The 18,508-nt window shown below is 51.0% G+C and carries 16 protein-coding genes, 1 tRNA gene and 1 pseudogene; 12 read left to right on the forward strand and 6 right to left on the reverse strand.

Features of this window, described 5'->3' with window-relative positions:
• Positions 1-94 precede the first annotated feature (94 nt).
• Positions 95-1,552: a beta-Ala-His dipeptidase gene (gene pepD, locus AAIE02_RS00400; RefSeq protein WP_498531778.1), complete on the reverse strand. Its 1,458-nt coding sequence runs from the start codon at positions 1,550-1,552 to the stop codon at positions 95-97.
• A gap of 255 nt (positions 1,553-1,807) precedes the next feature.
• Here pepD and gpt point away from each other — a divergent pair, with 255 nt between their 5' ends.
• From gpt to crl, 3 genes and pseudogenes are all read left to right on the forward strand, one after another.
• Complete coding sequence (gene gpt / locus AAIE02_RS00405; RefSeq protein WP_008457349.1) at positions 1,808-2,266, forward strand: xanthine phosphoribosyltransferase; 459 nt, start codon at positions 1,808-1,810, stop codon at positions 2,264-2,266.
• Between the two features lie 121 nt (positions 2,267-2,387).
• Complete coding sequence (frsA, locus tag AAIE02_RS00410) at positions 2,388-3,635, forward strand: esterase FrsA (protein ID WP_166994267.1); 1,248 nt, start codon at positions 2,388-2,390, stop codon at positions 3,633-3,635.
• A gap of 57 nt (positions 3,636-3,692) precedes the next feature.
• Positions 3,693-4,101, forward strand: a pseudogene (gene crl / locus AAIE02_RS00415) (sigma factor-binding protein Crl).
• Positions 4,102-4,156: 55 nt separating this feature from the next.
• Here crl and ompC read toward each other — a convergent pair.
• Positions 4,157-5,266, reverse strand: a complete 1,110-nt coding sequence (gene ompC / locus AAIE02_RS00420) for a porin OmpC (RefSeq protein ID WP_008457352.1) — start codon at positions 5,264-5,266, stop codon at positions 4,157-4,159.
• A 298-nt stretch (positions 5,267-5,564) separates the two neighbouring features.
• Between ompC and proB the strand changes: the two genes are divergently transcribed.
• The 3 genes from proB (at position 5,565) to AAIE02_RS00435 (ending at position 8,120) form a co-directional block, all read left to right on the forward strand.
• On the forward strand, positions 5,565-6,668 hold the full coding sequence (gene proB / locus AAIE02_RS00425; RefSeq protein ID WP_008457354.1) for a glutamate 5-kinase: 1,104 nt from the start codon (positions 5,565-5,567) through the stop codon (positions 6,666-6,668).
• An 11-nt stretch (positions 6,669-6,679) separates the two neighbouring features.
• The gene (gene proA, locus AAIE02_RS00430; protein ID WP_008457356.1) at positions 6,680-7,933 is read left to right on the forward strand and encodes a glutamate-5-semialdehyde dehydrogenase; all 1,254 of its coding nucleotides are present in this window, start codon (positions 6,680-6,682) and stop codon (positions 7,931-7,933) included.
• A 111-nt stretch (positions 7,934-8,044) separates the two neighbouring features.
• Positions 8,045-8,120, forward strand: a tRNA-Thr gene (locus AAIE02_RS00435).
• A gap of 433 nt (positions 8,121-8,553) precedes the next feature.
• Here AAIE02_RS00435 and AAIE02_RS00440 read toward each other — a convergent pair.
• Positions 8,554-8,883: a winged helix-turn-helix transcriptional regulator gene (locus AAIE02_RS00440; RefSeq protein ID WP_498531779.1), complete on the reverse strand. Its 330-nt coding sequence runs from the start codon at positions 8,881-8,883 to the stop codon at positions 8,554-8,556.
• Between the two features lie 115 nt (positions 8,884-8,998).
• On the opposite strand from AAIE02_RS00440, the gene AAIE02_RS00445 reads away from it, so the two are divergent.
• The 4 genes from AAIE02_RS00445 to AAIE02_RS00460 all read left to right on the forward strand — a co-directional run bounded on the left by AAIE02_RS00445 (position 8,999) and on the right by AAIE02_RS00460 (position 13,486).
• Positions 8,999-9,946 (forward strand): NADP-dependent oxidoreductase, encoded by a 948-nt coding sequence (locus AAIE02_RS00445; protein WP_008457361.1) that lies wholly within the window; start codon positions 8,999-9,001, stop codon positions 9,944-9,946.
• 335 nt (positions 9,947-10,281) lie between these two features.
• Positions 10,282-10,758 carry a WbuC family cupin fold metalloprotein gene (locus AAIE02_RS00450; RefSeq protein ID WP_008454311.1) on the forward strand — a complete coding sequence of 159 codons (477 nt, stop codon included), beginning with the start codon at positions 10,282-10,284 and terminating at the stop codon, positions 10,756-10,758.
• A 232-nt stretch (positions 10,759-10,990) separates the two neighbouring features.
• Positions 10,991-11,761 carry an AraC family transcriptional regulator gene (locus AAIE02_RS00455; protein ID WP_498531780.1) on the forward strand — a complete coding sequence of 257 codons (771 nt, stop codon included), beginning with the start codon at positions 10,991-10,993 and terminating at the stop codon, positions 11,759-11,761.
• A gap of 114 nt (positions 11,762-11,875) precedes the next feature.
• A complete protein-coding gene (locus AAIE02_RS00460) occupies positions 11,876-13,486 on the forward strand; it encodes an MOSC domain-containing protein (protein ID WP_336983060.1) in 1,611 nt (536 codons plus the stop codon).
• Positions 13,487-13,717: 231 nt separating this feature from the next.
• Here AAIE02_RS00460 and AAIE02_RS00465 read toward each other — a convergent pair whose 3' ends face one another.
• The 3 genes from AAIE02_RS00465 to AAIE02_RS00475 form a co-directional block, all read right to left on the reverse strand.
• On the reverse strand, positions 13,718-14,245 hold the full coding sequence (locus AAIE02_RS00465) for a hypothetical protein (RefSeq protein ID WP_336983059.1): 528 nt from the start codon (positions 14,243-14,245) through the stop codon (positions 13,718-13,720).
• A 173-nt stretch (positions 14,246-14,418) separates the two neighbouring features.
• Complete coding sequence (locus AAIE02_RS00470; protein WP_498531781.1) at positions 14,419-14,973, reverse strand: fimbrial protein; 555 nt, start codon at positions 14,971-14,973, stop codon at positions 14,419-14,421.
• 694 nt (positions 14,974-15,667) lie between these two features.
• Positions 15,668-16,561, reverse strand: coding sequence for an AraC family transcriptional regulator (locus tag AAIE02_RS00475; RefSeq protein WP_498531782.1), 894 nt, complete (start codon positions 16,559-16,561; stop codon positions 15,668-15,670).
• A gap of 585 nt (positions 16,562-17,146) precedes the next feature.
• On the opposite strand from AAIE02_RS00475, the gene AAIE02_RS00480 reads away from it, so the two are divergent.
• A complete protein-coding gene (locus AAIE02_RS00480; protein WP_336983056.1) occupies positions 17,147-17,698 on the forward strand; it encodes a fimbrial protein in 552 nt (183 codons plus the stop codon).
• Positions 17,699-17,794: 96 nt separating this feature from the next.
• Positions 17,795-18,505, forward strand: a complete 711-nt coding sequence (locus AAIE02_RS00485) for a fimbrial biogenesis chaperone (RefSeq protein WP_336983055.1) — start codon at positions 17,795-17,797, stop codon at positions 18,503-18,505.
• Positions 18,506-18,508: the final 3 nt, after the last annotated feature.

An 18,508-nucleotide genomic window follows, 5' to 3' on the forward strand; every position in this document is an offset into this window, starting at 1 on the left:
GGGAGAAGGGGAAAAACACGTTTTCGCTGAAAATGAGGCAGACAAAGAAAATCCCCTCTCCCTTATAGGGAGAGGGTTAGGGTGAGGGTAAAACTTATTTCGCCGGAATCGCCTTCAGCAGCTCGGTCAGCAGCGTCCAGTACTGGCCAACGCTCTCAATATGTACCTGCTCGTCCGGGGAATGTGGGCCGGTAATGGTTGGCCCGATGGAAACCATATCCATCTCCGGATACGGCTTTTTGAACAGACCACATTCCAGGCCCGCGTGGATAACCATGATGTTCGGCGTCTGGTTGAACAGCTTCTGGTAAGTCTCGCGTACCAGGGCCATCACCGGAGACTTAGCGTCCGGCTGCCAGCCAGGATAGCTGCCTTTCGCCACGGTTTTCGCCCCGGCCAGTTCACCCAGGGACTCCAGCACGCTAACCACGTAGTCTTTACCGGAATCGATCAGGGAACGAATCAGGCAGATAATTTCTGCACTGTCGTCGCTCATGGTCACAACGCCCGCGTTCAGGGAAGTCTCAACCACGCCCTTCACTTCGTCTGAGTTACGAATCACGCCGTTTGGCGTTGCGTTCAGCAGATGCAGGAAGGTATCGCGAGTTTTAGCGGTCAGCGCCTGTTTGTCAGACGTTGTGGCTTCCACCAGCACGGTAATGTTCTTCTCGACCGCAGACAGTTCATTTTTCAGAACGGCCAGGTAAGCGTTAGCCGCAGACTTCAGCTCGGCCGCTTTCGCCGCAGGCACGGCCAGCATGGCGAAGGCTTCGCGCGGAATGGCGTTACGCAGGGTGCCGCCGTTCAGGTCGAGCAGACGTGCGTCCAGTTCCGCGGCATGAGCCAGCAGGAAGCGAGCCAGCAGCTTGTTGGCGTTCCCCAGGCCCAGATGGATATCTGCGCCGGAGTGGCCGCCTTTCAGCCCTTTGATGGTCAGCTTGAAGGTGTCAAACCCAGCCGGAACGGCTTCACGCTGCAGCGGCAGCGTAGTGATAAAGTCGATCCCGCCCGCGCAGCCCATGTAGATCTCACCTTCCGTTTCGGAGTCGGTGTTGATCAGGATATCTGCCTGCATCCAGCCCGCCTGCAGGCCAAATGCGCCGTCCATCCCGGCTTCTTCGGTCATGGTCAGCAGCACTTCCAGCGGGCCGTGCGCCACGCTGTCGTCAGCCAGCACCGCCAGCGCGGACGCCATACCGATGCCGTTGTCTGCGCCCAGCGTGGTGCCGCGCGCTTTTACCCACTCGCCGTCGATGTACGGCTGGATAGGATCTTTAGCGAAGTCGTGAACGGTGTCGTTGTTTTTTTGCGGCACCATGTCGAGGTGCGCCTGAAGCGCCACAGGTTTGCGGTTTTCCATGCCCGGCGTAGCAGGCTTGCGAATCAGGATATTCCCCACCTGGTCACGTTCGACGTGCAGGCCTTTTTCTTTTGCCCAGGACAGGATGTGTTCCGCCAGCGCTTCTTCATGATAGGACGGATGCGGAATAGAACAGATTTTGGCAAAAATATCCCACAGCGGCTGTGGCGATAATTGAGACAATTCAGACACGTTGAGTCTCCCTGGAGTCGTTTTTTTGGCTGACCGGTTACGTTTTTAGCCGGGTTCAGATACACCACAAGCACGGCTTGCGCGATGTTCTGAGAATACCACTTTCTTTTGTTGCGTGAAGGCTGAATACGAGCAAAATCCGCTGCCAGTGGCCTGCGGCACTGGTTTTTAGTGCGCCAGATCTCTATAATCTCGCGCAACCAAAACTCCTTCGAATACTTTTTAAGCCGTTATTTACAGGCCGGGACACTTCACATGAGCGAAAAATACGTCGTCACCTGGGACATGTTGCAGATTCACGCCCGCAAACTGGCTCAGCGTCTGCTGCCAGCCGAACAGTGGAAAGGCATTATTGCCGTTAGCCGTGGTGGCCTGGTGCCGGGCGCGCTGCTGGCTCGTGAACTGGGTATTCGCCATGTTGATACCGTTTGTATCTCCAGCTACGACCACGACAACCAGCGTGAGCTGACCGTGCTGAAGCGTGCGGAAGGCGACGGCGAAGGTTTTATCGTGATCGATGACCTGGTCGACACCGGCGGTACCGCGGTAGCCATTCGCGAAATGTATCCGAAAGCTCACTTCGTCACTATCTTCGCTAAACCAGCCGGTCAGCCGCTGGTGGACGATTACGTGATTGATATCCCGCAGGACACCTGGATTGAGCAGCCGTGGGATATGGGCGTGGTGTTTGTGCCGCCGTTGGCTGGCCGTTAATCCCTCCATGATTTGAGCTTTGTCATTTATTTGGCGCCCGGCATAGCCGGGCGTTTGTGTTATTTGGACCGTATCAGGCTACAATAGCGACGTTTCTCGTATTCATGGAGGCAGTGAAACGATGTCGCAGGCCAACCTCAGCGAAACCCTCTTTAAGCCAAGATTCAAACACCCGGAAACGTCCACGCTTGTTCGTCGCGCACGGCATACCGCCACGCCCGCGATCCAGTCCGCGCTGGACGGCAAAAACGTGCCCCACTGGTACCGCATGATCAACCGCCTGATGTGGATCTGGCGCGGGGTCGATCCACGTGAAATCCTCGAAGTCCAGGCCCGGATTGCCTGCACCGAGGCTGAACGTACCAACGACGACCTGTTTGATACCGTGATGGGCTATCGCGGGGGGAACTGGATCTACGAATGGTCGAAGCAGGCGATGCTCTGGCAGCAGCGTGCCGGCCAGGAAACGGACGAAGAGAAAATCGGCAAATGCTGGCTGCAGGCGGCTAATCTCTACAGCATTGCGGCGTACCCGCACCTGAAAGGGGACGCGTTGGCGGAGCAGGCCCAGGTGTTGGCTAATCGGGCTTACGAAGAGGCGGCTCCCCGGTTGTCCGGCGGGCTGCGCGAGCTTGAATTCCCGATGACCGGTGGCGGCACCATCAGCGGCTTCCTGCACATGCCTAAAGGGGTAGAAGGGCCATTCCCGACCGTGCTGATGTGCGGCGGCCTCGATGCCCTACAGAGCGATTATTACAGCCTGTTTGAGAAATATTTTGCCCCACAGGGCATCGCGATGTTGACCATCGACATGCCGTCAGTCGGTTTTTCCTCTAAGTGGAAACTGACCCAGGATTCCAGCGTGCTGCACCAGCACGTGCTCAAAGCATTGCCCAACATTCCTTGGGTTGACCACACGCGCGTCGCAGCATTTGGCTTCCGCTTTGGCGCCAACGTTGCCGTGCGCCTGGCCTACCTCGAAGCGCCGCGCCTGAAAGCCGTTGCCTGCCTTGGGCCGGTGGTTCACGCCCTGCTGAGCGACCCGCAGCGCCAGGCCAACGTGCCGGAAATGTACATTGACGTGCTTGCGAGCCGCCTGGGCATGACCAGCATCTCCGACAGCGCGCTGAGCGTGGAGCTGAACCGCTACTCCCTGAAAACGCAGGGGCTGCTGGGCCGCCGCTGCCCAACGCCGATGCTATCCGGCTTTTGGGAGAACGATCCTTTCAGCCCGGAAGAAGAATCCCGTTTAATCACTTCGTCATCTGCCGACGGCAAATTACTCCAGATCCCGTTTAAGCCGGTGTATCAAAATTTTGACAAAGCGCTGCAGGAAGTTACCGGCTGGATGAAACAAAGATTACGTTAAATATTTGCTAAATTATGGCGGTTTGCTAAAACAGTTGCTTCACAACAGGAGATCGTAATGACGTTACCGAGTGGACACCCGAAAAGTAGACTGATCAGAAAGTTCGCCTCGCTTGGCCCGTATATCCGGGAAGAGCAGTGTGAAGACAACCGTTTCTTCTTCGATTGCCTGGCGGTGTGCGTTAACGTAAAGCCCGCGCCGGAGAAACGCGAATTTTGGGGATGGTGGATGGTGGATGGTGCTGGAAGCCCAGGAAAAGCAGTTTACCTACACCTGGCAGTTCGGCCTGTTTGATAAAGACGGCAAATGGACGGCGACCCCGGCAAAAGATAAAGAAGTGGATGAAAAGCTGGAGCAGACGCTGCGCGGTTTCCACGGACGCCTGAAAGATTTACTCGCCACCCTTGAGCTTGGGCTGGTGCCTGCCGAGAACTTTGCGGAAAAGTCGCTTAAACTCTCTGCCTGAAAATAAAAAATCCCCGTCAAGCTGACGGGGATTTTTTTATCCGCAGTATCGCGAATTAGAACTGGTACACCATACCTACCGCAACAACGTCGTCGTTGTTCAGCTTCAGCTTGTTGTTGTCGCTCAGCTGGTTGATTTTGTAATCAACAAACGCAGACATGTTTTTGTTGAAGTAATAGGTGGCGGCCACGTCGATGTATTTCACCAGATCCGCATCACCAATGCCTTCGATGTCTTTCGCTTTAGACTGCACGTAGCCCAGGGATGGACGCAGACCGAAGTCGAACTGGTACTGAGCGATGGCTTCGAACGCCTGGTTTTTGTTAGCAAAACCAGACACGCTGCTGCTGGTGCCCGCCAGGGAGCCCGGAACGCTGATTGGGTTCATGTTACGGGTTTCAGCGTAGATGGTTGCCAGGTACACGTTGTTTTTGTCGTACTTGATGCCGGTGGTCCAGGCTTCAGCTTTATCGCCTTTACCGTAAACGGACGCTTTCTGCGCGTTGGTACGGTTAGAGTTGGCGTATGCTGCGCCCACGCTCAGGCCGGTGTCAGCGATGTCGTAGGACAGGCTGGTACCGAAGCCGTCGCCGTTCTGGCGAGAAGTATCGGAACGGGTGTTCGCGCTGTCAGCCCCGTTCTTGCCCTGGTATTGCAGAGCCAGCTTCAGGCCGTCAACCAGACCGAAGAAATTGTTGTTGCGGTAAGTCGCCACGCCGGTCGCACGGCCGGTCATGAAGGTGTCGGTTCTGACGAAAGAGTCATCGCCGAACTCTGGCATCATATCGGTGTAAGAGGCGATGTTGTACAGCACGCCGTAGTTACGACCGTAATCAAATGAGCCGTAGTCACCGGCTTTCAGGCCCGCAAACGCCAGGCGAGTTTTGGTGCCGGTAGAGTCGTTCTCTGCTTTGTTACCCGCAATCTGGTATTCCCACTGGCCGTAACCGGTCAGCTGGCTGTTAATCTGAGTTTCACCTTTAAAGCCCAGGCGAGCGTAAGTCTGGTCGCCATCGGAACCGGTGTTGTCGCTGAAGTAGTGTTCAGCTTTAACGCGGCCATAGATGTCAACCTTGTTGCCGTTTTTGTTATAAACTTCGGCTGCCTGAGAAGCAGAAGCAGCCACGATACCCATTACCACTAATGCCAGTGTGCTCTTTTTCATTTGTTATCCCAAGAATGATGAACGCTTGCAAAATTGATCCAGGAGTCGGGCTCCTGCTAAAAACAGGAAGGGTTTTATCGTTCTCAGATTAAAGATTTATGACAATTTAGGAGAAAGATTAAATAAACGTAATAAAGTTTATATGTCATAAAAATGTAAAATATATCCGCTATCCTCAGCGATCCTTTCTGGCTTATTAGCCCTTTTCCCACGCCGCCTGTTGGCAAGCCGCGCGACTCCTGTTACAACGTCATCTGGCTTTTTAATTTCCCCTTATTTGTAGAAACGGCAGAGAATCATGAGTGACAGCCAGACGCTGGTCGTAAAACTAGGCACCAGCGTATTAACCGGTGGCTCCCGCCGCCTGAACCGCGCCCATATTGTTGAACTGGTTCGCCAGTGTGCCCAGCTGCACGCGGCGGGGCATCGTATTGTGATTGTGACTTCTGGGGCGATTGCCGCCGGGCGTGAACACCTCGGCTACCCCGAACTCCCCGCCACCATCGCGTCCAAGCAGCTGCTGGCCGCGGTAGGGCAAAGTCGCCTGATTCAGCTCTGGGAACAGCTGTTCTCTATTTACGGCATTCACGTCGGGCAGATGCTGCTGACCCGCGCCGATATGGAAGATCGCGAACGCTTCCTTAATGCCCGCGACACGCTCAGAGCGCTGTTAGATAACAACATTGTGCCGGTCATTAATGAAAACGACGCCGTGGCGACGGCTGAGATCAAAGTCGGCGACAACGACAACCTTTCCGCGCTGGCCGCGATTCTGGCCGGGGCCGACAAGCTGCTGCTGCTCACCGACCAGCAGGGCCTTTACACCGCCGACCCGCGTAACAACCCGGCAGCGGAACTGATTAAAGAAGTGCACGGCATCGACGATGCGCTGCGCGCCATTGCGGGCGACAGCGTTTCCGGCCTCGGCACGGGCGGCATGGGCACCAAGCTCCAGGCGGCCGACGTCGCCTGCCGCGCGGGTATCGACGTCATCATCGCCGCAGGCAGCAAGCCGGGCGTTATCGGCGACGTCATGGCCGGCAACCCTGTAGGAACGCGCTTCCACGCGCAGCAGTCGCCGCTGGAGAACCGCAAACGCTGGATCTTTGGCGCTCCGCCTGCCGGCGAAATCACCGTGGATGACGGCGCGCTGTCCGCTATTCTGGAGCGTGGCAGCTCGCTACTGCCTAAAGGCATCAAAAGCGTGAGCGGCAACTTCTCCCGCGGCGAGGTGATCCGCATTCGCAGCCTGGAAGGGCGCGACATCGCCCACGGTGTTTGCCGCTACAACAGCGACGCGCTGCGCCGCATTGCCGGGCATCACTCCCAGCAAATCGACGACATCCTCGGCTATGAATACGGCCCGGTGGCCGTGCATCGCGACGACATGATTGTTAATTAAGGAGCAGACTAATGCTTGAACAAATGGGCAAAGCGGCAAAAGAGGCCTCTTACCAGCTGGCACTGCTCTCCGGCCGCGAAAAGAACCGCGTGCTGGAAAAAATTGCCGACTACCTTGAAGCGCGTTCGGAGCAGATCCTGACCGCCAACCAGCAGGACGTGGACGAAGCGCGTAAAAACGGCCTCAGCGAAGCCATGCTCGATCGCCTGCAGCTCACCCCGGCTCGCCTGAAAGGCATCGCCGACGATGTGCGCCAGGTATGCAGCCTCGCTGACCCGGTAGGGCAGGTGATCGACGGCGGGCTGCTGGACAGCGGGCTGCGCATCGAGCGCCGCCGCGTACCGCTCGGCGTGGTGGGCGTAATCTATGAAGCTCGCCCGAACGTGACCGTGGACGTCGCCTCCCTGTGCCTGAAAACCGGCAACGCCGCTATTCTGCGCGGCGGGAAAGAAACCTGGCGCACCAACAACGCCACGGTGGCGGTGATCCAGCAGGCGCTGGAAGAGTGCGGCCTGCCGAAAGCGGCGGTTCAGGCGATTGAAAACCCGGACCGCGCGTTGGTCACCGAAATGCTACGCCTCGATCGCTACATCGACATGCTGATCCCTCGCGGTGGCGCGGGCCTGCATAAACTCTGCCGTGAGCAGTCGACGATCCCAGTGATCACCGGCGGCATCGGCGTGTGCCACATCGTGGTGGACGACACCGCCGAGATTGAACCGGCGCTGAAAATCATCGTGAACGCCAAAACCCAGCGCCCGAGCACCTGCAACACGGTGGAAACGCTGCTGGTGCACCAGGCGATTGCCGACCGCTTCCTGCCTGCGCTGAGCAAGCAGATGGCGGAGTCCGGCGTGACGCTGCATGCTGACGAGAAATCGCTGCCTGTACTGCAAACCGGCCCGGCGGCGGTGGAAGCGGTGAAAGAGGCGGATTACAACGACGAATGGCTGTCGCTGCACCTGAATGTGAAAGTGGTGGCGGATCTCGATGATGCCATCGCCCATATTCGCGAGCACGGTACCCAGCATTCGGACGCTATCCTGACCCGCACGCTGCGCAACGCGAATCGCTTTATTAACGAAGTGGATTCCTCTGCCGTGTACGTCAATGCCTCAACCCGCTTCACCGACGGCGGCCAGTTCGGCCTGGGCGCGGAAGTGGCGGTCAGTACCCAGAAGCTGCACGCCCGCGGCCCGATGGGGCTTGAAGCCTTAACCACCTATAAGTGGATCGGTTTCGGCGACGACACTATTCGTGCGTAATTGAAGACAGGGTGATGCAAAAACCAGCGGTCAGTTTGATAAGTGGTTGACGCATCACCCAATCTTCCTTAACCTTTTACACCGCAGCCACGCTCGTGGCGCGTCCGGAAAGCCGATATAGCTCAGTTGGTAGAGCAGCGCATTCGTAATGCGAAGGTCGTAGGTTCGACTCCTATTATCGGCACCATTTCAAATTCTTCTCAAGCCTATATGTAAGTACTCCCCCTTTTTGCACCACACATTTTTGAAACTTTCGGGTTTTGAGCTATCAGACGGTACTCTTCCTGTGTAAGGGGCAGCAAACCATTTTCACTGACCGCTATACAAGCGTTTTAAATATCATTGATGAAATAAAAGCGATAATCTGAGCGTATTACGATTTATCATGTAAAAATGATGCGGCTCAGCTATTTTTCGAAAAGTCATTGCATTGATATAATAAGTGAAAATAGTTCGGGACTAAATATAATTTCTGGGGATGTAAGATAGATATTCTGCTGCGATGTCAATTTAAATGGCCAGGCAGTAATTTTTATAATATCAAAAATCACTGCGAAGATTGATGCTGTAATTAAACACATTCTTATGAATGTGTTTTCATTTTAAAGACCAGATGAATGCTAATTATTAAGTATTTCAGCATGTTGTGCACCCCAGTCACGCATTTCTTTTAAAATATTCTCCAAAGTACTGCCATATTTTGTTAATGAATACTCAACGTGAGGTGGTGAACTTTCTATAACAACTCTGATAATAATTCCATCTTCGACAAGTTCCTTCAACTGTGAAGTTAACATTCTCTGTGTGATACCATCAATCATTCTTCTCAGTTCATTAAAACGACATACCCCGTTTTCCATTAAATGGAACAGGATCACGGGCTTCCAACGGCCGCCGATAACTTTCAAAGTCGTTGTCACTGAACATCCATACGGTGCATTGTAGTCCACTATTTATTCCTCAAGGTATACTTTATAATACTTGGTATCATAAAACTGCGTTCTTACAAACTTAAAATCTGTTATGTATGATGCACCTTTTCGCGTTAATAAAAAAGGGGAAAAGATGCAAGCAATTATCATTAGAGAATTTGGCCCGGCAAAAAATATGGAGTATGTAACACTACCGACACCAGAAGTTAGTGCTGACGAACTTCTGATAAAAGTAGTCGCTACGTCCGTTAATCCTGTAGATATTCAAACAAGGCGCGGTGATTATTCTGCTGATATTAACCTTCCAGCTTGTTTAGGTGTGGATATATCTGGTGTCGTAGAGAAGGTCGGTTCAGATGTGACCAATTTTAAAATTGGTGATGAAGTTTATTATGTACCAAGGCTTCTTGCCAACGAGGGAAGCTACGCTACACACCATGTTGAAAAATCATCTATTGTTGCACTTAAACCTAAAAACTTATCTCACCAGGATGCCGCTGCACTGCCGTTAGCCGCAGGAACTGCCTGGGAATGTTTGGTGGAACGAGGACGATTAGTAAAAGGAAATAAGGTGTTGATTCATGGAGGTTCTGGAGGTGTTGGCGTCTATGCCCTTCAAATCGCAAAACTTTTTGGAGCTCATGTCGTGACAACTTGTTCTCCTGGTAATTTCGAGTTTGTCCGTTCCCTGGGAGCACAGAGTTGCTACAATTACAAAGATTGTGACTTGTATTGTAAAATAGCTGAAGATCATCTTGATGGATTCGATATTATACTCGACACGGTAGGCGGGAATACAATTCAAAATAGCTTAGGGTTGCTTTCGAATAAAGGAAGAATCGTCTCTATTGTTGATCAATCTATTCCTCAGAATTTATTAGGAGGTTGGGCTGTAAATGGAGAGGTTCACTTTGTCTTCAATACTCAGTCGGCAGAAAGATTAAAAGAAATTGCAAGTGCAGTTGAAAAAAAATTAATTGTTCCTGTTGTTGAGAAAGTCATGCATATTGATGAAATTATTAAGGCCCATACTATTATGGAGTCCGGTGGTAGAAAAGGGAAAATCGTAATATTAACCTGATTTATTGGGTGGCAATAATTAACAATTTAATAATTAAATGGTTTCGTTGATAAAAGGTATAAGGCAGGAAGTGTTAAGGTCCCGCCTCATTATCATGGCCCATGAAAAGCGTTTTACTGACAGCCAGCGCCATGCGGAAGCAAACCTCGGCCGGAACGCCGGCGGCATTGTAAATAGACCCGTTCCGGGGCTATGGGACTTTAGCCCCAGCGTCTATAATCCGGGCAGAGATTTGTGCCGCGAATGCCGTGGCTAATCGTCCGTTGAGATAGCATACAACCTTGCGGCATCCGGGCTCCCGGTGCCGCGAGCGACCTACATTCACAAAGGTTAATATGAAACAAATTACGTTCAGCGATCTACAAAAACAAAGCGAGCAGGCTGCAAACTCCCCTCGCTTACGTGCCAATCGTAATCTCCATCCTGAATTGAGCGATCCTGTTCAGCGCCTGGCTATTGCTATGGAACCGGGGACCTATGTTCGCCCTCACCGCCATCCGCACACGTTTGAGCTGCTGACACCCCTTAGCGGGCGCTTTTTGGTATTGCATTTTGATGAGAATGGCAACGTGACCCAGCGCGCAGTGTTAGGTGAAGACTGCAAGGTGCTGGAGACGGATGCCGGGACCTGGCATGCGGTGTTATCGCTGGATAAAGGTGGGGTTATTTTTGAGGTAAAACAGGGGGCGTACCAGCCCGTAGCTGAACAAGATATGGCCCCATGGGCACCCGCTGAAAACGAGCCGGGAGCGGCTGAGCTGATGAAATGGTATGCCGTAGCGCAAGTGGGTGACGGCGGTTTTTCCCTGTAATATTCCCGCACTCTCTCGACCTCTTTCCTGACCTCACGAAATAAACGTAAAGCCGTCTACCACGGCTTTAGCCCGTTACTTTGGTGTTTGCGGTGCGTGTGGCCCTGTTGCTCAAGGTGGGGACAGGGCACGTCATCGAGTTTATTGATAAAAAAATGATAACCAGAGTACCAGGTGGGCCGGTAACAACGGGTAAGATCTCTGCGAACTGGATTTAATGGGCGCCTGAAATATGAATGATATGGATTATTTTGACCCTGACTCGTCCGGGGCGCCGATCGATGTCCTGTTTCTCACCGCACCAGATTTAGCATTCGACGTGCCGCTGCACTCTCATCGGCGCGGCCAGCTGGTTATGCCGGTGACAGGGTCAATGACCTGCGAAGTGGAGGATGAAATATGGATGGTGCCCAGCGAGTCTGCCATGTGGATCCCCGCCGGTCTGCCGCACAGGAATACCCCGGCTGCTTCAGCCACGTTCTGCTTTGTGTTTATTGAAACGTCGCGGGCCGCCATGCCGGAAAAAAGCTGCACGCTCGCGGTCAGTCCCCTGATACGGGAAATGATCCTTCATTTAGCCAGGATATCACCGGCAGAGGCGGGGCAGGAGCAGACGCTTCAACTGATTAATCTGCTGTTTTCCATGATGGCGCAAATGCCAGCCGAGCGGCTGAACTTTCCGCTGTCCAAAGACGCCAGGCTCAGGCAAGTGGCGAGCATGCTGCTGGTCGACCCCGCGGACAGAAGAACCGCCAGGGAATGGGCCGCTTTTCTTGCCCTGAGTGAAAGAACGTTCACCCGGCTGGTGGTGAAAGAAACCGGGTTGACATTTGGCCTGTGGCGGCGGCAGCTGCATATCGTTGTGTCGCTTCAGCGTTTGCTGGCGGGGGGCAGCGTGCAGTCCGTCTCAGAGCAGCTGGGCTATGAATCCGTGAGCGCGTTTATCACCATGTTCAAAAAGGCGCTGGGGAAGTCTCCGAAGCGCTATATCGGCCAGGCTTGACGACCGCCCTCTGATTTCATTTGACCGTTTTTAGCAATTATTAGTCAGTTGTTCTAAATTTTTACGGCGCCTGAGTCAGTACACTGGGGGAATTAATTCGGCAACATTAAAGGCATGTCCGTGTACCCTGGCACAATCATTGATGAATTACGGCAAGGTGAAGTCAAAGAGTTATTCTCGGTCAAGACCGGGATTGATAAGCACCCGACGAACAGTGTTCAGGTCACCCTGACCGGTTTTAGCGGCGACCAACAGGCCGAAACCTTCCATGGCGGGGAAGAGCGGGCAATTCTGCACTATGACTCTGCGCATTATGCTTCTCTGGCCAGCCGATTCCCGGGTTCCGGTTCGTTGTTTGTTCCGGGCGGATTTGGTGAAAATCTGGTCACCAGCGGAATGAATGAAAGCAATATGTGCGTCGGGGATATTGTTCGGGCCGGGACGGCAATCCTCCAGGTCACTCAGCCAAGGCAGCCCTGCTTTAAACTTAATCACCGCTTTAAACAACCTACGCTCTCCCGATTTGTGCAGGATAACGGCAAAACAGGCTGGTTTTACCGCGTCCTGAAAGAAGGGACGATTCATGCCGGCGATCCCATCGAGGTGATCGTGCGTGCCTGGCCGCAGTGGAGCATCGCGCAAATACTGCACTACCTCTATACCGAAACTGACAACCTGGCGGTAACCGGGCAGCTGGCGAAGCTGGAGCCGCTGGGAAACGAAGTCAAAAGCGTCTTTCAGCGCCGCATTGAAAATAATGACGTTGAGGATTGGGGAGGAAGGCTGTCGGGCCGCAGCGGCGGGTTTGAAATGCGCATCATCAACATTGTGGATGAGTTTAAAGGGATTAAGCGTTTTATTCTGAGCCGCGTTGACGATGGGGCTTTACCTGAATATTCGGCGGGGGCGCATATTATTCTCCAGCTCCCCAACGGCCTGTCGAGAGCCTATTCCCTGTGTGAATCATGGGCTGAAAACGAATACCATATTGCGGTCAATCACGCCCCGAATAGCCGCGGCGGCTCTCAGTATTTACATCAAACCGCCAGGCCAGGGGATATTTTAACGGTCTCTGAGCCCGCGAACTATTTCAGCATGGCCCGGGATAAACATCATATTTTTATTGCCGCCGGGATTGGTATCACGCCATTTATTCCGATGATAGAGGAAGCCCTGGCCCGGGAAGAAACCTTTGAGCTTCACTATTGCGTGAGTGATGTGGGCAGCTTTGCCTTCAGGCCGCAGCTGGAAAAATATGTAGAACATGTTCTGATTTACTCGCTCGATAACCCGCTGGACATCAACCAGCTGCTGGACACTCACGCGAGAGGGACGCACGTTTATACCTGCGGAAGCCCCGATTTTGTGCAGCGAGTGAGAGAGAGTGCCAGCCACTGGCATGCTGACTATGTCCATTTTGAAAACTTCGCCGCCGAAGAGCAAAGCGGGGAGAGCGCTTTTGTCGTCACCGTCAGAGAAACGGGGCAAAAAATTCAGGTGGAGCCGCAGGAAACTATGCTCCATGCGCTCAGAAATCACGGCATTCAGCTGGAATCGGCCTGTGAAACCGGCGTCTGCGGCAAGTGCAGGGTAGATTATGACGGCGAAGTCGATCACCGGGATTCGGTGTTAAGCCAAAGCGAGCGAAAAAGCTGTATGACACCCTGTGTTTCCAGGGCGAAGCAGGCTGAGCTGACTATCTCGTTGCCTAAGGTGAATCCATAGCATCTTACCCTGAATACACGCTGTCTTACGGCTGTAAGACAGTGTTGGAAAATGCATAAATATCAGCCAGCGCTTGTTTAAAGCTTTGTATGCGCTGTGTCTGACTGTGGGATTAGAAGTATACAGACAGGCAAGGGGTTAGACATGGCCGGGTCTGGGAAGATAGAGACAAAGGGGAATACCCTGGATCACGTTGTACTCATCCTGGTTGACCGCATGCGTAAGCGCGAATCATGATTTCCTGTTAATGAAAAAAATAGCGAAAAGTAAAACTAAAGCTGTGGCAGCGGTAATCCCGATGAAGACAGTATCTGAAATCACGTTCTCATTAGTCACATTGCCGATAACAGTTATGATTAGCGTGCAGGCATAGCCACATAAACACCATTTGGCTATCTCATATGCCTTTTCAGCACATTTCAATTTAAGGTCTTTCTGCGTCTGTAAGTTATCTGTAAGACAGGGCTGTCTTACAGTGGGCGTTGTATCAGCTTTGTTATTCAGCCCATCTGTTAATTCAATCGTGCTGAGTAGTAGGGGGCCGTTTAGATGATTATATGCCGGCGTTGAAATGTCTACGATATGCTTAACCGCGGGCTGCGTTTCAACCAAGACTGCCTGAGCTGGGTTATCCAGTTTGTGTCGTACCGCGCTTATGAGCCAGGCTGTTTTCTCTTCGCCGGATTGATTAATTGCTTCCGTAAAAGGCTCAACCAGTTCTGCAGGGACACGAAAAGTAACCGATAATGATTTTGTCATGATAATCACCGGGCGCTGTGTTAGTTTTTAGTGTGTAAGTCGCTGTAATACAGCGTAAGACAAAGGTGTTATGCATTGTTTTTGTAGAAAAATGATGCACGAACCCTCAGGTTAAAACGAAAAAAATAGAGCCCGAAAAACGGGCTCTTAAGTATTACAATGACATCTTATTATTATTTGTAAATGATGGAGTAGGTTACTGAGGATGTTACCGTCCCCGCACCTGCTGTGCCCGTAGAATAATATCGAACCGCATACGGGAGTGTTATGGATGCCCCCGCGATGTTGGCAAAACCAGCGTTATTCTGGTTGATATTACCGATATAAATCGGGGTATAGTTTTGCAAGCCATCCAATAGCTCAAGCTGAACGTCCGAGGCGGCTGAAGTTGTGGCGGTATTATTTAGTCTGCCACTGCCTGAATCCACCGCGGCACCTTGTTCAAAATATGCCCGCACTGTACCCTGCGCGGCACATCCACTAATACTGAGCGTGAAAGTGGTTTCCCCGGTATTAGAGCCGGGTGAACTCAGGCTGGAGGCCTGCACTACCGGTAGCGTAATAGTGGCATTACTGCTCCCGCTATTGGTGCCCCCGTAGTTTATCGTGGCATTACAGGTTGAAGAGCTTATTTTACCCGAGAAGTTAACGCTCCCTGAGCCGGCTGCGTTTAGCGTAAAAGGGACAATCAATATCGTTGAAAGTAATATTGTTTTATTATTCACCATTAACTCCTGATGACAAAGCGTTGTGTTGTGGCATTTATTAATTAAAAATCAGAGATTAAGTGTTGCTGACGACGACTGGCCAGCGGGGCTGATATTCTGAATACATAATCAGTCTCACCTTTTTAAATATAGAATTTTTGCCGGTCTCGTTTTAGCCGTACATGTTGAGAGTAACGGCTTTCATTTTTATTCCCGAATAGTAACCCTGGTGTTGTGCGCCTTCGCGGTGGATATGCTCCTCCCGCAGAAGATAGGGTTATTATCGCTAAGAATAAAAAAAGGTCAATACACAGGTTAGCCAGCCAAGATAGAGCCAAGAGCCAGGTTATGCATTAACAAGTGTTTTTTTTATTTATAAATCTCCTGAAATTTCATTGTTTATTTAATATTGATAATTTGGTGCTAAAAAAAAAGAGGTGATTTTTAATGGGCGGAACGAAATGAATAATTTTTGCATAAAAATTCACTGTGGCAGAGTGAAATATTTTTTTTGCTCATGGTTTATAAAAGAGCGGCACTATAGATCAATACGTGGCTCTTAAATAGAGGGAGTTATTCTGAGGGGGATTTAATTCAGAGGGGGATCATAAGTGAGCAAAGCATTTATAAGCGTATACTGCGATTTTGATCAGTGTTGCAGGAAGCTAAACGCTTCCTGCTTTTTATATGTTTGCTTCTACCTGGTGACTGGCTTTCAATGCGTTAAATTTTTAAGGAGCTGGGTGGGCGTTTGCATAGTGACTTTTCTGAACGCCTTATAAAAACCGGTGAGGGAGTCATACCCAACTTGCTGACTCGCCTCGGTCATACTTATCCCTCTTCTAAGCAGGTTCACGGCAATGTTAATTCTTAAACGCATCACCAGCTCGTTAGGGTTGTAGCTGCAGGTCTCCTGAATTCTCCTGATAAAGGTGGAACGGCTCATATGCATACTTGCGGCCATGCACTCAATAGACCATTTTTCGGATGGGTGATGGGTTATCTTCAACATCAGGGATGTCAGCCTCTCGCACTGAGAGGCTTTGAGTATGTTGATATCGACCAGGTGCTCATCAAGAATCTCCTCCACTACATAGGCTAACAGCAGGTCTGTGAGTCTGGAGATGGTCAACTCGCACTCATTTTCCGCCTGCCAGCACTCGATTTTTAACAGCTCAAAAAGCGTATGCAGCCGCTGGCTGATCTTTCCATCCCGTTTGATGAGTAAAAACTCGGGCATTAACGCGAACAGCAGCTTACTTTCATGCCTTACCGGCTGAATGAAGCCGCAAAGCAGGGCCGTGTCCTCTGGTTGTGCCTGATTTAAAGGCTTCATTGTGCTCAGCGGCAGCTCATTTATGGGCGCGTCCGCGGAAGAGACTAAATAAAAAGGGCGGTTAGTGAAAAAGAACGCAATGTCACCCTCGTGCAGTTTTGTTCTCTCTCTACCTTCTTCCAGCGCCAGCCAGCACTCACCTTCTAACACCACGTGAAAGCTTGAGTTTCCCGTTGCATGGGTCGATGCTTTCCACGGCCCACAGTAACGCCCCATATGAAAAACAGAGGTTGCAGCATTTGACTGCTGCGATAGCCAGGCCTTGATATCCATACATATTCCTTAATGGTGCATCTGTATTACATGCTTTAAGCGTATACCCATTTATGTCAACGCACAGGGAGTTTTACATCTAGCAACCAATGATCCGTTTGGCAATTTAGTTTTAGCGCAGCGGCGTTGAAATGGTGATAGGGATCAATGTTTACTTTTTAATTTTCTACTTTATAGGATTTATAGAGGTAAAATTCTTAATTATTTTAACCGTGTTGCGCAAATTATTTTTAAGATAATAATACCAGGCTAAATTATTATTTCAAATCCTGGCGAGGTGGTTATATTTTTTTTGCTCCCGATTGAGGTGTTTCTAAATGTAAAAGTTATAACTAAAAATGGTTAGGGGTCTAACTGTGCCCTTGAGTTTCTTTTGGCGTTATAGATTGGAATTTTGGCGTATTGATGTGGCTGGTGTGTATGGTATTTATGCGTGAGGCTATTTTTTAAATAAGTGAAAGTATTATCCTGCGGAAAATGAGATTGTTTTTTTATTAACCCCAAGCATAATAAGCCCAGCTTCTTATCAGAGAATTCCAATTCCAAAGAAGCCAGGCAAACATTAAATCTCTCAGGAATAAAAATATGAAAAAGATCGCAATCATCGCCGCGATTACATCCGCTTTTACAGTGGCAGGTGCTCAGGCTGCGGGTAACGGGACAATTAATTTTACCGGCACGGTAAACTCCCAAACTTGTAATGCAACCATTGGCTCCACCGCGAGCGGGACCGCCGCGACGGTAACCCTGCCTGCAGCTCAGGCTAACGTTTTGGCCACATCAGGTAATACCGCGGGGCAAACATCTTTTAATATCTCAGTCACCGGGTGTGCAACCACATCCCCACAGGGTGCAGGTAACGTTAAAGCGCTCTTTGAAAAAAATGCGAACGTTGACAGCCAAGGCCGCTTAACCAACACCGCAACCGGCGGGGCGACAAACGTTGCTCTGCAGTTAATCGATGGTGTCACAAATACCCCAATTATTGTTGGTGACGCGAGTCAGAGTTCGAATGGTTACACCAATATTACTTCTGGTTCGGCGACGTTACCTTATGCTGTTCGTTACTTTGCGACCGGCACAGCAACTGCCGGGAGTGTAACCGCTTCAGTGACTTACACTCTTATTTATAATTGATCGCGTAGGTGGGGAGGGACCCTCACCTATACAGTAATTATTCGTATTCATCTTTAGTCACGGAACTCTCTAATAAACTCATTTCTGGTTTTCATCATGTCTATTACTCGTCTTACTACCCTGCTGTGTACAGCTCTTTTCTCTATTAACTTTGCCATTGCCAGCGTGCAAATATCCAGTACGCGTATTATTTACGACGGTAAAGAGAAAGATGTCAGTATTCAGGTTAATAATTCAGGTTCATACCCGGTGTTATTACAAAGCTGGGTGGATGATGGCAATCCTGACGCTAAACCAGAGAATGTTCGCGTGCCTTTCTTTCTCACTCCGCCTTTGACGCGGGTGAATTCCCACGCCGGGCAAACCTTGCGCCTGACGTTTGTGGGTCCGAATCTCCCTCAAGACCGGGAGAGCGTTTATTGGTTGAATATTCTGGAGATCCCTCCGGTCACCAACAAGCAAGAAAACCAGATTCAGGTGGCGTTTCGCTCGCGTATTAAAATATTTTACCGCCCGGAAGCGCTAAATGCGCAGGCGGCGAATGAGGCTGGGGCTGAAGTTCGCTGGAGCCAGCAGGGGAGCAATATTATATTGTCCAACCCTACCCCTTATTATATTTCCGCGGTCTCAATTGGCGTTGAGCAGAACGGGAAGAAATTCATGATTCCTGCCGATATGCTGGCGCCTAAAGGCAGTGCTAAATTCACCCTCCCACAGTCCGTTAAGCTTGATGCCTCTTCGGCGGTGAGCATTGAGTTTATTAATGACTATGGGGCCGTAGTAAAAAAGCGTTTGCAAAATAATTAGACC

The sequence above is a fragment of the Cedecea sp. Ae19-4 genome, assembly GCF_059801165.1.

Excerpts from the sequence above, each read along its gene's own strand:
- gpt (WP_008457349.1), top strand. The coding sequence starts at position 1,808 with ATGAGCGAAAAATACGTCGTCACCTGGGACATGTTGCAGATTCACGCC.
- frsA (WP_166994267.1), top strand. The coding sequence starts at position 2,388 with ATGTCGCAGGCCAACCTCAGCGAAACCCTCTTTAAGCCAAGATTCAAA.
- ompC (WP_008457352.1), bottom strand. The coding sequence starts at position 5,266 with ATGAAAAAGAGCACACTGGCATTAGTGGTAATGGGTATCGTGGCTGCT.
- proB (WP_008457354.1), top strand. The coding sequence starts at position 5,565 with ATGAGTGACAGCCAGACGCTGGTCGTAAAACTAGGCACCAGCGTATTA.
- proA (WP_008457356.1), top strand. The coding sequence starts at position 6,680 with ATGCTTGAACAAATGGGCAAAGCGGCAAAAGAGGCCTCTTACCAGCTG.
- AAIE02_RS00445 (WP_008457361.1), top strand. The coding sequence starts at position 8,999 with ATGCAAGCAATTATCATTAGAGAATTTGGCCCGGCAAAAAATATGGAG.
- AAIE02_RS00450 (WP_008454311.1), top strand. The coding sequence starts at position 10,282 with ATGAAACAAATTACGTTCAGCGATCTACAAAAACAAAGCGAGCAGGCT.
- AAIE02_RS00455 (WP_498531780.1), top strand. The coding sequence starts at position 10,991 with ATGAATGATATGGATTATTTTGACCCTGACTCGTCCGGGGCGCCGATC.
- AAIE02_RS00460 (WP_336983060.1), top strand. The coding sequence starts at position 11,876 with ATGTCCGTGTACCCTGGCACAATCATTGATGAATTACGGCAAGGTGAA.
- AAIE02_RS00465 (WP_336983059.1), bottom strand. The coding sequence starts at position 14,245 with ATGACAAAATCATTATCGGTTACTTTTCGTGTCCCTGCAGAACTGGTT.
- AAIE02_RS00470 (WP_498531781.1), bottom strand. The coding sequence starts at position 14,973 with ATGGTGAATAATAAAACAATATTACTTTCAACGATATTGATTGTCCCT.
- AAIE02_RS00475 (WP_498531782.1), bottom strand. The coding sequence starts at position 16,561 with ATGGATATCAAGGCCTGGCTATCGCAGCAGTCAAATGCTGCAACCTCT.
- AAIE02_RS00480 (WP_336983056.1), top strand. The coding sequence starts at position 17,147 with ATGAAAAAGATCGCAATCATCGCCGCGATTACATCCGCTTTTACAGTG.
- AAIE02_RS00485 (WP_336983055.1), top strand. The coding sequence starts at position 17,795 with ATGTCTATTACTCGTCTTACTACCCTGCTGTGTACAGCTCTTTTCTCT.